Origin of the sequence: Paenibacillus sonchi, from assembly GCF_016772475.1 — a bacterium.
GTDB lineage: Bacteria > Bacillota > Bacilli > Paenibacillales > Paenibacillaceae > Paenibacillus_AQ > Paenibacillus_AQ sonchi.
In genome coordinates this window covers 645,413-658,465 of sequence record NZ_CP068595.1, presented here as the reverse complement: position 1 = coordinate 658,465, position 13,053 = coordinate 645,413, and the positions used below count along the sequence as shown (strand labels likewise).

The window sequence follows — 13,053 nt, the reverse complement described above, 5'->3', positions numbered from 1 at the left end:
CCTAGCTTATGGGCCAAAGTTGTACACGTTGCACAACAAAGTAGGCTTTAAGCAAGCCAAAAGACGCTAATCTTGCCTATTGAACAACAATCCGGGCCTCCAGCGTGCCCCGTTGATATTGGGACGGTGGGGAATCCCTGCAATCGTAAGCTGTGAGTTAGTATTCACCCGTTAGGGAGATTTTGTATTACGGAGGCGGCGTCGGGCTTTTGTCCAAATTTCTGCGTGCAGGGAGACATTTGCCGTTACCCGGGACAGCGGATTACATAGACTGTGATGTAACCCTCAGCCCGGAGACCATGCCCTGCAAGGAAGGTGGATGAGCTTGAAGCATAGACGTACATCTGCCCGCCGCACGGGGCGGCGGGCTTTGCAACCAACGCGGAGAATCTCCCGGCCGGTGCGCCCTGCCGCGCCGCGCCCTGCGGCCAATCACCCTGAGCCTTACGTGTCGGTAATCATTCCGGCTATGAATGAAGCGGGAACGATTGCCAAAGTGATTGCCGGAGCAAGGGGAGTTCATCCCCGCTGTGAGGTTATTGTTGTGGTTAACGGCTCTCTCGATAATACAGCAGACATTGCGTTGTCACAGGGGGCGCGTGTCATCCTCTTCGAGCAGCCGCTCGGACATGATGTGGGCCGCAGTATTGGAGCAGAAGCGGCTAAAGGAGAGGTTTTGCTCTTCACCGACGGGGATCTTGTCATCCCCGCTTCACAGCTGCGTCCCTTTGTGGCCGCAGTCAGCCATGGTACAGATGTGGCTCTAAATGATTATTCCGGTCCGGTCCGGAGTAAGTTCCCGCATCCGGTAGTGCTCTCCAAGCATGCACTCAACATTATGCTTGGCCGCTCTGATCTAAAAGGCTGCTCGCTGACGGCAGTCCCCCATGCGCTCAGCCGTAAAGCGCTTGCCGCGCTAGGAAGCGGCCTGCTGTCCAGGCCTCCGCTCGCACATGCGCAGGCTGTGCTTGAAGGTCTGCTTGTGAAGGCGGTGCACAAGGTGCCTGTAGGCAGGCTGAATGCCGTCCGCCCCAAGCAGGCGGGCGCAGATCCCTTGCGTGAGGTGATCCTCACGGATCATCTGGACGCGGCAGGCATGGTGCTTCAGCGAAGAGGCGAAAGAGCGGGCTTCAATGATGGCAACCGGCGAAGGGAGATGGTGAGATGACAGCAGCTAAGCTCGATCCTGGGGCCAGCTCCCGGCCTAAGGCTAATACATCTTCCATCCGCCGCTCTGAAGCCAAAGCGCGGCGGGCTTCACTTGCCTCCCGCGGGGGAGCGCCCACGCCAGGCCAAGGCAGATCTGCCGCCGCCATGGTCAAGACGGCGGGAGCTGCGCCTGCCCGCCGGACGGGGACGGGCGGCACCGCCGGCAAGCGCAGGGTTGCCCAAGCTGGTGCCGCCGCCCGAACCGTGGTCCGGCGGAGCGCTGCCGCCGGCAGCCCTGCCGCCAGGCAAGCGGCAGGCAAGGACGCGCGCCCGGAGGAGAGGGCTTCTGCTTCCGCCTCCCGCGAAGCAGAGCTTTTGCTGCCGAAACTTCGCGGCTCGTTGTCGGTAATTATCTCGGCGCGCAATGAGGAGCGCACGCTGCCGGGGCTGCTGAAGCAGGTGCAGCGCCTGAATCCGGCGGAGATCATCGTTGTGCTGAACGGGTGCACCGATAACAGCTACGGCCTTGCCCGGATGTTCAAGCAGGCCACAGTGGTGCATTGTCCGGAATCTGCGGGGCATGATGTAGGGCGGGCGCTTGGGGCCAAGCTCAGCCGGGGCGACATCCTGCTGTTCCTGGATGGGGACATGGTCATTCCGGCTTCACAGCTGGCTGTTTTTGCTTCGGCTGTGGACGGTGGTGTGGATGTCGCACTGAATGACCTGGATGCGCTGCTGCCTCCGTTCGCCTTAAGCGATGATGTCACACGCTGCAAACTATATCTGAACAGTGTTCTCGGCAGAAACGACCTGGGGGTCAGCTCGATGACTGCTGTCCCCCATGCCCTGTCGCGGCGGGCTCTGGAGCGGATCGGCTACCGTGAGCTGACGGTTCCGCCCAAAGCGCAGGCTCTCTCGATCATAGAGCAGCTGAGAGTGGAGAAAGCAGGGAGGGTGGACGTCATCAAGCATAACCGACTACGCCAGGGAAACACAGGAGCCGGCAATGCTATGGAGCAACTGATCGCCGGAGATCATGCGGAAGCGCTGCTCAGGGTGCTCATGCACCGTAACGCCGGAGGGATGATCTCCGCTGAAATCCTGCAGGAGCAGCGGCGGCAATTGGCAGCTTGGAGGAACGGAATATGACAATGACCAGTATTATTATTCCAACCTATAACAGGCTTAGCTTGCTCAGCTCCTGTGTGGAAGCGGTCAGAGAATACACTGAATTACCCTATGAAATAATTGTGATCGACAATGCTTCAACCGATGGAACAGACGCTTATTGCCGCGAGAACAAGCTGACCTTTATTTCTCTTCCCCAGAACCGGGGATTCCCTGCGGCTTGCAATCTGGGCATGCAACTGGCCTCGGGCGATGAACTGCTGCTGCTGAACAATGATGTTATAGTATCGCAAGGCTGGCTTACCCATTTGAAAAACGCCTTGTACAGTGCGCCGGACGTCGGCATCGTAGGACCTGTAACGAACTATGCCAGCGGGCGCCAGCAGATTAGTGTGCCGTATACAGATATTTCCGGATTTCACGCCGAGGCGGAGAGGCTGGGTCTTCGGGGACCGTCTGAATGGATCGGAACCCAGCGTCTGGTCGGCTTGTGCTTTTTATTTAAAAGAGAGCTGTTGGACACCATCGGCTTACTGGATGAGCGGTATTCGCCGGGACACTATGAAGACGATGATTACTGCTACCGCGCCCGGCTGCGGGGCTACCGTCTGCTTATTGCCGGGAATTGCCTGGTGCATCATGAAGGAAGTGCCAGCTTTAAGGAGGTTTACTCCTCACGGCTGCAGGAGCTGGTGGAACGCAATCGCAGGATTTTTATGGATAAATGGCACGCAGATCCGGCAGAGTTCATCTGAAACGTTGACCCAAAGGCTTAAGACACAGATAAAAAGGAGGAAAGTAAGTGAAAGGAGTCATACTGGCGGGCGGAACAGGATCAAGACTATATCCGCTGACCCGGCTTATGAACAAACATTTGCTTCCGGTCGGCAAATATCCTATGGTGTGTTACGGTATAGACCGGTTGCGCCGGGGGGGTATAACCGATATTCTCCTGGTCATCAGCAAGCAGTCCGCGGGGCAGTATACGGATTTTTTAGGCAGCGGGGCAGAGTTTGGCGTTTCTCTGACTTACAAAATCCAGGAGGCCGCCGGAGGCATTGCGGAAGCGCTGGAGCTGGCGAAAGGATTCATTCTCCCGGGTGAGCGGTTTGTCGTACTGCTTGGTGACAATCTTTTTATGGATGATCTGGCGCCTTATGTGAAAAAGTATCTGCAGCAGCCTCCGGGGACAGCCAAAGTCTTGCTGAAACCGGTGGACGATGCGCGGAGATATGGTGTTCCCGTGTTCGACAGTCAGGATACCGGCTTGATTGCCTATATCGAGGAGAAGCCTGAGCATCCGAAGACAAAATATTGCGTAACCGGCATTTATATGTATGATGAGGCTGTATTCGATATTATCCGGCGCGTATCTCCTTCCCAAAGAGGCGAGCTTGAGATCACCGACGTGAACAACATCTACGCCTCCAACCGCAGGCTTAGCTATGATGTGCTCAAGGAATGGTGGAGCGACGCCGGAACATTCCAATCCCTGTACGAAGCCGGAGAAAAGCTGAAAAACACGCTGCCGTGAGGCGCGTGTTTTTTGGTCTGCTGCGTGAGCGCCATCAGCGGCCCCTCAACAACGGCAAAAGTGCCGTTGTTTCGCCCGTCCCGCGCCCGCGCCCCTCAACAACGGCAAAACTGCCGTTGTTTCACCCGTCCCGCGCCCGCGGCCCCTCAACAACGGCAAAAGTGCCGTTGTTTCGCCCGTCCCGCGCCCGCGGCCCCTCAACAACGGCAAAACTGCCGTTGTTTCGCCCGTCCCGCGCCCGCGGCCCCTCAACAACGGCACTTTTGCCGTTGTTTCGCTCGTCCCGTGCTCGCGGCCCCTAAAACAACGGCAAAACTGCCGTTGTTTCGCCCGTCCCGCGCCCGCGGCCCCTCAACAACGGCAAAAGTGCCGTTGTTTCGCTCGTCCCGTGCTCGCGGCCCCTAAAACAACGGCAAAACTGCCGTTGTTTCGCCCGTCCCACGCCAGCGCGCCCCTCAACAACTGCGGCTCACGCGGATCACCATTGCATCTGGGGATGCGCGTATCAGACCACGGTTCCTGCCGGAGCCTGGGTGTCCGGCCGGGCAATCCGCCACCAGATCAGCTCTTTGGTCTCCCGGTGCTTTTGTGCGCCGAGATGCTTAAGGACTTTGTGCGAGGCGGCATTGTCTTTTTCGGTATCGGCGATGACCCAGAGCGCCCGCGGATCGCTGAAAATCCAGCCGCAGATGCATTGCAATGCCTCTGTAGCATATCCTTGTCGGCGGTGGCCTTCGTTAATTGTGTAACCTACGATAACTTCGCCCTGATCATTCGGGCAGCCCTTGAGGATGATGAAGCCGATCAGCCGCTGTTCTTCCCGCTGGATGACCGCCCAGTTGGTCAGCCATGGGTAGTTGAGCGGGTCCTGAAGCACCTTGGAGTGTCTGACCTGCATGGCATACAGCATTTCATCATCCAGTACAGTTCCGCTGACGTTCAAGCCAAAATCCCGCTCCAGTCCGGCATAATTCAATCCCGCCAAGGATAGCTGGGCCAGTGTTAAAGGCCGCAGATCCAGGCGGGTGCTCTTGAGTTTCAATCGAGTGCCCCCAATCCGGCAGTGCCGGCTTTAAGTATTAATATGGAAAAAAGTACAAATCCATTCCCAGCATAATCTCGGCATCTCCACCTTGTCAATCCTTCATAGCCTCCCTCTCCCGTTGCATTACATAAGGTTTAATTGCTGCTCTGCGCATCCCTGATACAAGTCTATTCTAATATGTTACATCCTGTATCGAGGTTTGGCCGGGGGGCTACGCTATTTGTTCTGGAATCTGCAATTTAACCCGGTGCCACTCCGCAACTTCCTGTAAAGCCCAGCACCGCTAGGGCTTCTGCCGCATATGCTGTAGCAGGGCGTTTGAGCAAAGGAGACATGAAGGTGCAGAATAAAATAACGAAGGTCCTGCAGCACATGGCCCATACGCACGAACAGATGGCACGGATTCTCGACGCCGAACGCCACGTAGCCGTCCGTATGTCGCAAATTGTCCATGATCTGCCGGATGTAGAGCCTGATTTTGGCGGATTCAGCGGGCTGGTGGAAAGCACGGGTCAGGTCAACAAAAATATTATTGCCTACCTTAACGCGATTGCTGATCTGGAAGAGGCGATGGCTGAAGGGGTGGGCAGGGTTATCAAGGAACTGAACGGCCAGGAAGAAGAGTAGCGCTTACAGAGCAGGAGGTGGAAGATGAGCAGAGAAAAGGCTTATCTGCAAATGCTGGAGTCGTCCGCTACTATCCAGTGGAACATCGCAATGATTCTTGAGGCCAAGGCGGTGGAAGCGGAAAAAGTGAAGCAGTGGACACAGCATCATATCCACGCTAAAGCGTTCGACTCCCATGAAGAGCAGCTTAAGGAATCCATCTCCATTCACGAAGTGATCGTGGAAATGGTTGAAGGGCTGACCAAGCTGGAAAATGGGTTGTACAGCAATTTAAAAGCGGTGCTGGGCAGCGGTGAAGAAGGCGGAGAAGGCGGGGAAGGCTTTGGCGGCTTGTCCGGCGAGGGCTTCGACTTCGGGGAAGACAGCAAATGAGCGGCGGGCTGCTCTCTGAACACGCCGTCAAGCTGGAGATGATCCGCTCCATTGCCCGCAGCCAGGCTGCGCTTGCGGCCATCTTGGAGAGTATCGCCGAGGTTACGGGGCAATCGGAGCTGACAGCCCGCAAGCTGAGCGACAATATCCGGATTCTAAGCCAATATCAGAGCTCGATGTGCCGGATGATGTCCGGTATTTCGCTGCATCAGCCGAAACGGGGAAATCCTGCTGCGCCATGGCTGAGTCCGGCTTGCGCAGGCGGTACCGCAAGAAGTACATGGAGTTCAGGAGGAGGAGAAGGATGAAGAAAAAGAAGCTGGGAAAGGTACGCTTGGGCAGCAGAACCCGCAGACGCACACTGCTGCTGTCGCGCAAAGCCAGAATCCGCAAAGGACCTTCACGCAAAGCGGGCAGAGGATTGGCGCTCCGTACCGGCAAGACCAAGAGAGGCCTCCTGCCGCGGAGAAAAGAAGACTTCGCCGCCGGCTTGTCCGCAGAGTGCAGGTCATCCAACCGCCGGTGCAGGTAGTTCAACCGCCGATAGAAGTAGTCGCGGCGGTTGAGGTTCCGCCCGTGGCGCAGGTGGTGCAGCTCCCCCGGATCTGGGCGTCCCTCCGGAAACGCCGCCGGGAGACGCCTTTCAGCAGGGCTACACCGAAGCATACAACGTGGGTTTCGACGCGGGTTTCGCCAAGGGCTTCGAGGACGGGCATAAGCTGGAGCTGGGCTGAGATGCCCGGAGCCATAGGATAAGGAGGCTCTATAGAGGCGGCATGCGGTATACCGCACACCGCCCTCTATAGAGCTTTGGCGCGGATGCATCCACACTATCGATACCGCTCCCGGATATGGTAGACTTCTTAACAGAATCTCTACCAGGTTCAAATGTCGATAGGAAGCAGGGATGTCCATGAGTGGAGATAAGATACGTAATGCACGTAAAGATGAGATTGGAGCGATCATGGAGCTGATTGCCAATTGTGTACAGGTCATGCAGGCCGGCGGAAGCGATCAGTGGAATGAGAGCTACCCGAACCGGGAGGTCATCTCGGAGGATGTGGATAAAGGCACGCTGTATGCCTATGAAGAGCAGGGAGCCATCGCTGGTATTATTGTGCTGGATGAGGAACAGGCGGAGCAGTACGATGCCATTGACTGGGCAGAGGGGCCGGGGCCGCATCTTATTATGCACCGGCTGGCCGTTCATCCTGAAGTGCAGGGCAAAGGAATTGCGCGCAAGCTGATTGCTTTTGCCGAAGAACATGCCCGGAGCCGCGGCTATACCAGTATCCGGCTGGATACCTACGCCAAGAATGCCAGAGCGCTGCACTGTATCCCTCGCTGGGATATGAATACAGAGGTATAGTGGATTTTCCCGGGCGCACGGCGAACTTTACGGTTTTCGAGAAAGTGCTCACAGCCGGCGGAAATAATGGACAAGCCAGTTAACCGTTAACGGGGGTCCCTGATGAGATAAGCAGAGGATGCTTGCTAAATGGCTTTTTTGTAACTAAACATGACATGTAATCGGTGTAGATCATTATTTTTTTTATCGAAACATATCTAAAAATATAATTATGTAATTTTATATAACGCGTATTGACACTAAACTTGTCATTCATTTATGATAGGGTTATTCAGCAAGCAATTGAATAATCCTTCTTTTCGTATATCCTTAATAATTGGTTTAAGGGTCTCTACCGGGAACCGTAAATTTCCGGCTACGAAAATATGCCCAGGCATATTTTTGTGGCCTTTTTGTGTTAAGGCGGTTATGGATGCACAAGACAAGGGGGACGATGAAGATGGCAAATATCCTGATCCGGAATGCAGAGATTATCACAATGAACAAGCAGGAGGAAATCATCTATGGAGATATCCGCATCAGGGACAATCTGATTGCCGAGATCGGCAGCGGCCTCGTTGCGCAGGGAGATGAGCGGGTGATCGACGCCAGGAACCGTACTGTCATTCCCGGTTTTGTGCAGACTCATATTCATCTCTGCCAGACGCTGTTCCGGGGCAAGGGGGATGACCTGGAGCTGATGGACTGGCTGCGCAAGCGGATTTGGCCGCTTGAAGCGGCGCATGACGAGGAGTCGCTGTATTATTCCGCTATGCTGGGTATCGGTGAGCTCATTTCCAGCGGTACCACGACAATTGTGGATATGGAGACAGTGCATCATACGGATTTTGCGTTTCAGGCACTCGCCAAGAGCGGTATCCGCGCCTTGTCCGGCAAGGTGATGATGGACCAGAAGAATGCGGATGCGCCTGTGGCCCTGCAGGAGGAGACAGCAGCTTCGCTCCAGGAGAGCGTGGATTTGCTGGAAAAATGGAACGGGTATGGAAACGGCCGGATTCAATATGCGTTTTCGCCGCGTTTTGTAATCTCCTGCACTGAGCCGCTGCTGCGGGAGGTGCGTGACCTGTCGGAGCGCTACGGAGTCAAGGTGCATACCCATGCTTCCGAGAACCTGGGGGAAATTGAGATCGTTCAGGCTATGACCGGGATGCGGAACATTGTCTATCTGGATCATCTGGGGCTGGCGAACGAACGCCTGATTCTGGCGCATTGCGTCTGGCTGGATGAGGAGGAACGGCGCATCCTGCGTGACCGCGGGGTTCATGTCAGCCATTGCCCGGGCTCTAATCTGAAGCTGGCTTCCGGTATCGCGGATACACCGGGCATGCTCCATGACCACATTCATCTCAGCCTGGGCGCAGACGGGGCGCCGTGCAACAACAACCTGGATATGTTCAATGAAATGCGGCTGGCCGCCATGATTCAGAAGCCGCAGCACGGGCCGACCACGATGGATGCGAAAAGTGTCTTCCGGATGGCGACCATCGGCGGAGCCAAGGCTGTGGGTATGGAGGAACAAATCGGCAGCATAGAGGTTGGCAAAAAAGCAGACCTGGCTATCCTGAATCTCTACAACTTCCATACCTTCCCTTCCTTCGATGTAGATCCGATCTCCCGCATTGTCTATTCGGCAACCCGGGCCGATGTGGAAACAACGATTGCTGACGGTGAAATCCTCATGGATAAAGGGCTGCTGAAGACGGTAGACAAGGTGACAGTGCTGCATGAAGCCAACCGCTCCATTAAAAGGCTGCTGGCGCAGACTCCGCTTGCCTGATCATTGATTGCATGAAAAGCTGCGGATGCCCTCTGCTTACTCATGGCATTGACCGCCTGCAAGGCTGCCGGTATAATTTGCAGATGGAAATTTCCAGATCACGGGAATGCAGCACAGGATATCAACTAACGATTGTAACCAGCGGAGGGAACGGGCCCTCTGCTTTTTTTTGCGGTTCCGGGAACCGCCTGGACAGATTTGGGGTCATATAAAGTGAGGTGAAGACGTTGGAACTGGGATGGGAAATCGAACTGCAGGACCTGGCGCATGCTGCGGCCATGAGCGAAGAACAGCTTAGGCAGATCATGGGCTTTTACGGAAATGATGTATGGCATTATATCTACTATCTCACCAAAAGCGCCGATATCGCGGATGACCTGGCACAAGAGGTATTTATTAAATGCTTTTACCGGATCGGAACCTACCGGGGCCCCTCTTCCTTTAAGGCATGGCTGTTCACCATTGCCAGGAATACCGTATTCTCTTACCGCAAGTCGCGGTTCTTCCGGTCGGGATTCTGGGGTGGTGTACAGGCCATCCGTAATAATGAGCCTGCCAGGAACAGCTGGCCTGATGAACTTCCGGGTACGGCCCGCTCTGCGGAGATGGAATATCTCGGCAACCGCCGGACAGACGAGATTTGGAGCATCATCATGCAGCTTCCTGACAAGTTCCGCGAGGTGCTGGTGTTGGATTTGAAGGCAGAGCTGTCCGTTCAGGAAATCGCGGGACTGACCGGGCTCTCTCCGGGAACCGTCAAATCCAGGCTGCACCGCGCGAGGCATAAAGTCCAGGAGAAATTAAGGGGGATGGAGTCATGAAGGAGCGGGGGCCGAAGTGGTATGAAGAAGCGCGGAACGGTCCATTCCGGGAATCAAGGTTCACGGAAGCGGCTGCGGATAAAGTTATTATGCAGGTGCGGACCGGCGCACCGGGACCGGAACGGGCAGGCCGCAAGCTGCGGTTAAGCTGCATAGCAGCTGCAATTATTCTGCTGCTGGCCGGAGCGGGAGCACTCCTGCAGCAGAAAGGGCTTCTGGGAGAAGGCAGACAGGCGGGCGTGTTCTACCAGGAGGTGAAGACTCCCGACCTCACCGATGCTGGGCTCCGCAAGACAGCCGAGCGCATCATGCGGGAGCAGCTTGGAAAGAAGCTTCCTTTTGTGAGTTTGGAGCGGATGGAGAGAATAAATGAGGCCGTTGTCCGTTTCGGGGAAGGAGAATTCAGCGGCACGATCAGAATAGATACTGAGAGCGGCGAGGTTACAGAGTGGAATATGAGCGCTCTCTACAGCCTCAAAGAAATCGATTCCAGGCTTATGAGTGAAGCGGCTGTGAAGCTTCGGGATAATGGGTATGCAGAGGGATTTACGGTTACCGGGCTTAAACATTTTACTTCTTATTATCGGGATGCTGACCAAGCCTTCCAGACCCATGACATTCTCCTCGGGAAGGAAGGACGGATAGACTATGCAAACGGCATCTATGCCGGGGCGACGATCAACCTGGACAAGGATGAGTTAAGCGGAGAAGTGATACAGAAAGCGGATAAGGCGCTTAAGCTTCTTAGAGGTGAGGGTGAAGATCACTTGTATCAGATTACCCGGGGCTTGGCTGCGAAGTGGGATGTCATCACTTTAATATATGGAGAGGATGAAAATGGGCCTTCCACAGTGATAATGGATTATGCCACACATGAAATCCTGCATGTAGAGGATAACTCCCTATATATTGAAGGGTCATATGATTCTAAAATTCATGGAGAACAGGACACGAAGATGCTCGCTATGGATAATGCCAAGCTGCAGAGCTCGGCTGCCGTTATTGCTGATGAGTTATTCGGCATCCGGCTGGAGGATTACACTGTTGTCAATAAAACAATAGGGAATATTTCGTTTGAGAGCCCGTCAGGAGACTTTCGTATCAACGCCGCGTTCAATTATGAAGGGGTGTTTTACAGCATGGGACGTCAGATAACTACCCCTGAATGATGAGATTTTATATATACCTTTTAAGGGACGTTGCCTATACAGGGCGGCGTCCTTTTTTGATAAGCCTCAGAACTATTGTTATACTAAAGAAATCTGAGATTTTACAGAAAAAGAGAATTGGGTTAACAAATCAATTACAAGTTACAGAGGAGAAGTTATGAACGAGAACAAACCTGTGCGGGTAGGGGGACCATTCTATATTGTGGCCGGGCTGGTCTGGCTGAAGCTGCTGCTGCTGCGGGGGCTGTTTTTTGACCGGATTGCCTGGGAATGGATTGCCGCGGATTTGGCGCCCGTGCTGCTGCTGATGGGAATCCTGACACTGGTCATTCCGGCGCGGATCAGGACAGGGGTGTATTGGACTTTTAACGGTCTGCTATCGCTGCTGCTGTTTGCGGCGAGTGTCTATTTCAACCATTTCGGCTCCGTTCCAACCTACCTGGCCTTTTATGAGCTGAATCAGGTGTTTCAGGTGAAAGAGAGTGTAGAATCTACAATCCAGAGCATTGATTATCTGTTTTTTGCAGATCTGGTGATTGCAGGCGTCTACAGGCTGTTCCGCAGATGGAAAAGAGGGGCATCCCATCCGCTGCGCCGCTATGTCTCACCTGGAGCACGGAGAGTACAGTGGATCGTCATCCTTGTGTCCATTATCGGCGGCGGCGCATTATCGGCTTACTCTGTTCATGCGGCACGCGGGGTTACCAATGAGCTGGTGCAGGCGGAGAGCGCCGGGTTTCTGAACTATGAGGTGTTCGCAGCGATGAAATCACAGGAGGACAACGGCCTCATCGGCACCGGGGACATCCGGGAGACGATTGCCAAGGTTGACGCGCTGGAGGCCACTTATCCTTACAGCAGCAAGCCTGCGGGGACGATGCCGGATTATTTCGGTTCGCAGCAGGGGAAAAATGTAATCGTGATTCAGATGGAGGCTTTTCAGAACTTTCCGCTTCATCAGTCGCTGGACGGACAGGAGCTGACACCCGTGCTGAACAGCCTGGCCGGCGAGGGTTTTTATTTCCCGCATGTCTATCAGCAGATCGGAGCAGGCAACACCTCGGATGCGGAGTTTATGAGCAATACCTCCATTTATCCGATTGCAACGCTGGCGATGTCTACAGGCTTCGGAGACCGGGTGCTGCCAAGTCTGCCGCGTCTTTTGCGGGATAAAGGCTATGAGGCGTACACTTTTCATGTGAACAAGGTGGGCTTCTGGAACCGCAATGAGCTGTATCCGGCGCTGGGTTTCAATGGCTATTATGAAAAAGGCGATTTCAAAAATGACCATTTCAATGCCTTCGGCGCTTCCGACGAGCAGCTGTATATTACGGCTGTGGAGAAACTGGCAGCACTGCAGTCCAAGGGGACGCCATTTTATGCCCAGCTGGTGACGGCTTCCAGCCATCATCCCTTCAAAATCCCCGATGCCTTCATAAGAATCACCCTGCCGGACTCTTTGCAGAATACGATGCTTGGTGACTATCTGACCGCTATCAACTATACAGACTATGCTATCGGCACCCTGATTGACGGACTGAAGCAGAACGGACTCTGGGATAATACGGTCCTGGTGCTGTACGGCGATCATTTCGGGCTGCAGCCCAAGGATGTTCCCCCGGAGCAGGTGGAGGAAGCGCTCGGAATCCCTTACGATTCGCGGATCAGCCGCTTCAATATACCGCTGATTATGCATGTGCCTGGCATGGCCCAGGGCAAGGTTGTCAAGCAGACCGGGGGGCAGTTGGATATTTTGCCGACCCTTGCCAATCTGCTGGGGGTATCGCTGAAACAGGAAGGGTTCACGGCCTTTGGGCATGATCTGCTTAATATTGACCGCAACGTGGTGGGCATGCGCTATTATTCACCAACAGGCTCTTTTTTCAACAATGAGATTATGTTCGTGCCGGGCAAGGGCTTCGCAGATGGCGAGGCGGTGTCGCTGGATACGCTTCAGCCGGTAGCGGATATCCATAAATATCAGAGCGACTATGAATATATTCTGAAGCTGATGGGCTTATCGGATGAATACGTGAAGCTGCTTCCGCAGCGGTAGGGGGAA

At 54.7% G+C, this 13,053-nt stretch carries 15 protein-coding genes and 1 riboswitch; of the genes, 13 read left to right on the top strand and 2 right to left on the bottom strand.

Annotated elements, in window-relative coordinates:
• Positions 1-319: 319 nt before the first annotated feature.
• From JI735_RS02980 to JI735_RS02965, 4 genes are read left to right on the top strand one after another with little or no spacing between them, the layout of a single operon-like run.
• Positions 320-1,168: a glycosyltransferase family 2 protein gene (locus JI735_RS02980; protein ID WP_039835335.1), complete on the top strand. Its 849-nt coding sequence runs from the start codon at positions 320-322 to the stop codon at positions 1,166-1,168.
• Positions 1,165-2,298 (top strand): glycosyltransferase family 2 protein, encoded by a 1,134-nt coding sequence (locus tag JI735_RS02975; protein ID WP_233476222.1) that lies wholly within the window; start codon positions 1,165-1,167, stop codon positions 2,296-2,298. Before JI735_RS02980 ends, JI735_RS02975 begins: the two co-directional genes overlap by 4 nt.
• Positions 2,295-3,032 (top strand): glycosyltransferase family 2 protein, encoded by a 738-nt coding sequence (locus tag JI735_RS02970; protein WP_039833529.1) that lies wholly within the window; start codon positions 2,295-2,297, stop codon positions 3,030-3,032. Before JI735_RS02975 ends, JI735_RS02970 begins: the two co-directional genes overlap by 4 nt.
• 47 nt (positions 3,033-3,079) lie before the next feature.
• A complete protein-coding gene (locus tag JI735_RS02965; protein ID WP_039833528.1) occupies positions 3,080-3,811 on the top strand; it encodes a sugar phosphate nucleotidyltransferase in 732 nt (243 codons plus the stop codon).
• Positions 3,812-4,316: 505 nt separating this feature from the next.
• Here JI735_RS02965 and JI735_RS02960 read toward each other — a convergent pair.
• A complete protein-coding gene (locus tag JI735_RS02960; RefSeq protein WP_051051493.1) occupies positions 4,317-4,853 on the bottom strand; it encodes a GNAT family N-acetyltransferase in 537 nt (178 codons plus the stop codon).
• A gap of 336 nt (positions 4,854-5,189) precedes the next feature.
• Here JI735_RS02960 and JI735_RS02955 point away from each other — a divergent pair, with 336 nt between their 5' ends.
• The 4 genes from JI735_RS02955 to JI735_RS02940 are packed head-to-tail and all read left to right on the top strand — an operon-like array spanning position 5,190 to position 6,387.
• Positions 5,190-5,483: a hypothetical protein gene (locus tag JI735_RS02955; RefSeq protein WP_020426410.1), complete on the top strand. Its 294-nt coding sequence runs from the start codon at positions 5,190-5,192 to the stop codon at positions 5,481-5,483.
• Between the two features lie 24 nt (positions 5,484-5,507).
• On the top strand, positions 5,508-5,855 hold the full coding sequence (locus JI735_RS02950) for an alpha-helical endospore appendage domain-containing protein (RefSeq protein WP_039832989.1): 348 nt from the start codon (positions 5,508-5,510) through the stop codon (positions 5,853-5,855).
• A complete protein-coding gene (locus JI735_RS02945) occupies positions 5,852-6,163 on the top strand; it encodes a hypothetical protein (RefSeq protein ID WP_020426408.1) in 312 nt (103 codons plus the stop codon). The genes JI735_RS02950 and JI735_RS02945 overlap by 4 nt, the downstream gene beginning before the upstream one ends.
• Positions 6,160-6,387, top strand: a complete 228-nt coding sequence (locus tag JI735_RS02940; RefSeq protein ID WP_202677033.1) for a hypothetical protein — start codon at positions 6,160-6,162, stop codon at positions 6,385-6,387. Before JI735_RS02945 ends, JI735_RS02940 begins: the two co-directional genes overlap by 4 nt.
• A 1-nt stretch (position 6,388) precedes the next feature.
• Here the strand turns inward: JI735_RS02940 and JI735_RS02935 are convergent, their stop codons facing one another.
• Positions 6,389-6,649 (bottom strand): hypothetical protein, encoded by a 261-nt coding sequence (locus JI735_RS02935; protein ID WP_202677032.1) that lies wholly within the window; start codon positions 6,647-6,649, stop codon positions 6,389-6,391.
• 119 nt (positions 6,650-6,768) lie between these two features.
• On the opposite strand from JI735_RS02935, the gene JI735_RS02930 reads away from it, so the two are divergent.
• From JI735_RS02930 to JI735_RS02910, 5 genes are all read left to right on the top strand, one after another.
• Positions 6,769-7,224: a GNAT family N-acetyltransferase gene (locus JI735_RS02930; protein WP_233476221.1), complete on the top strand. Its 456-nt coding sequence runs from the start codon at positions 6,769-6,771 to the stop codon at positions 7,222-7,224.
• 279 nt (positions 7,225-7,503) lie between these two features.
• Positions 7,504-7,602: riboswitch (purine riboswitch) on the top strand.
• A gap of 61 nt (positions 7,603-7,663) precedes the next feature.
• The gene (locus JI735_RS02925) at positions 7,664-9,001 is read left to right on the top strand and encodes a 5'-deoxyadenosine deaminase (RefSeq protein WP_039832992.1); all 1,338 of its coding nucleotides are present in this window, start codon (positions 7,664-7,666) and stop codon (positions 8,999-9,001) included.
• A gap of 227 nt (positions 9,002-9,228) precedes the next feature.
• Entirely contained in the window at positions 9,229-9,822 is a 594-nt protein-coding gene (locus JI735_RS02920; protein WP_051051494.1) for an RNA polymerase sigma factor, read from the top strand.
• Positions 9,819-10,991 (top strand): hypothetical protein, encoded by a 1,173-nt coding sequence (locus JI735_RS02915; RefSeq protein WP_039832993.1) that lies wholly within the window; start codon positions 9,819-9,821, stop codon positions 10,989-10,991. The genes JI735_RS02920 and JI735_RS02915 overlap by 4 nt, the downstream gene beginning before the upstream one ends.
• Before the next feature lie 157 nt (positions 10,992-11,148).
• Positions 11,149-13,047, top strand: a complete 1,899-nt coding sequence (locus tag JI735_RS02910) for an LTA synthase family protein (RefSeq protein WP_039832994.1) — start codon at positions 11,149-11,151, stop codon at positions 13,045-13,047.
• The last annotated feature ends 6 nt before the right edge of the window (positions 13,048-13,053 follow it).

What these genes read in the sequence shown, in the direction of transcription:
- JI735_RS02930 (WP_233476221.1), top strand. Translation starts at nt 6,769, where the DNA reads ATGAGTGGAGATAAGATACGTAATGCACGTAAAGATGAGATTGGAGCG.
- JI735_RS02925 (WP_039832992.1), top strand. Translation starts at nt 7,664, where the DNA reads ATGGCAAATATCCTGATCCGGAATGCAGAGATTATCACAATGAACAAG.
- JI735_RS02975 (WP_233476222.1), top strand. Translation starts at nt 1,165, where the DNA reads ATGACAGCAGCTAAGCTCGATCCTGGGGCCAGCTCCCGGCCTAAGGCT.
- JI735_RS02915 (WP_039832993.1), top strand. Translation starts at nt 9,819, where the DNA reads ATGAAGGAGCGGGGGCCGAAGTGGTATGAAGAAGCGCGGAACGGTCCA.
- JI735_RS02970 (WP_039833529.1), top strand. Translation starts at nt 2,295, where the DNA reads ATGACAATGACCAGTATTATTATTCCAACCTATAACAGGCTTAGCTTG.
- JI735_RS02955 (WP_020426410.1), top strand. Translation starts at nt 5,190, where the DNA reads ATGAAGGTGCAGAATAAAATAACGAAGGTCCTGCAGCACATGGCCCAT.
- JI735_RS02940 (WP_202677033.1), top strand. Translation starts at nt 6,160, where the DNA reads ATGAAGAAAAAGAAGCTGGGAAAGGTACGCTTGGGCAGCAGAACCCGC.
- JI735_RS02945 (WP_020426408.1), top strand. Translation starts at nt 5,852, where the DNA reads ATGAGCGGCGGGCTGCTCTCTGAACACGCCGTCAAGCTGGAGATGATC.
- JI735_RS02950 (WP_039832989.1), top strand. Translation starts at nt 5,508, where the DNA reads ATGAGCAGAGAAAAGGCTTATCTGCAAATGCTGGAGTCGTCCGCTACT.
- JI735_RS02910 (WP_039832994.1), top strand. Translation starts at nt 11,149, where the DNA reads ATGAACGAGAACAAACCTGTGCGGGTAGGGGGACCATTCTATATTGTG.
- JI735_RS02980 (WP_039835335.1), top strand. Translation starts at nt 320, where the DNA reads ATGAGCTTGAAGCATAGACGTACATCTGCCCGCCGCACGGGGCGGCGG.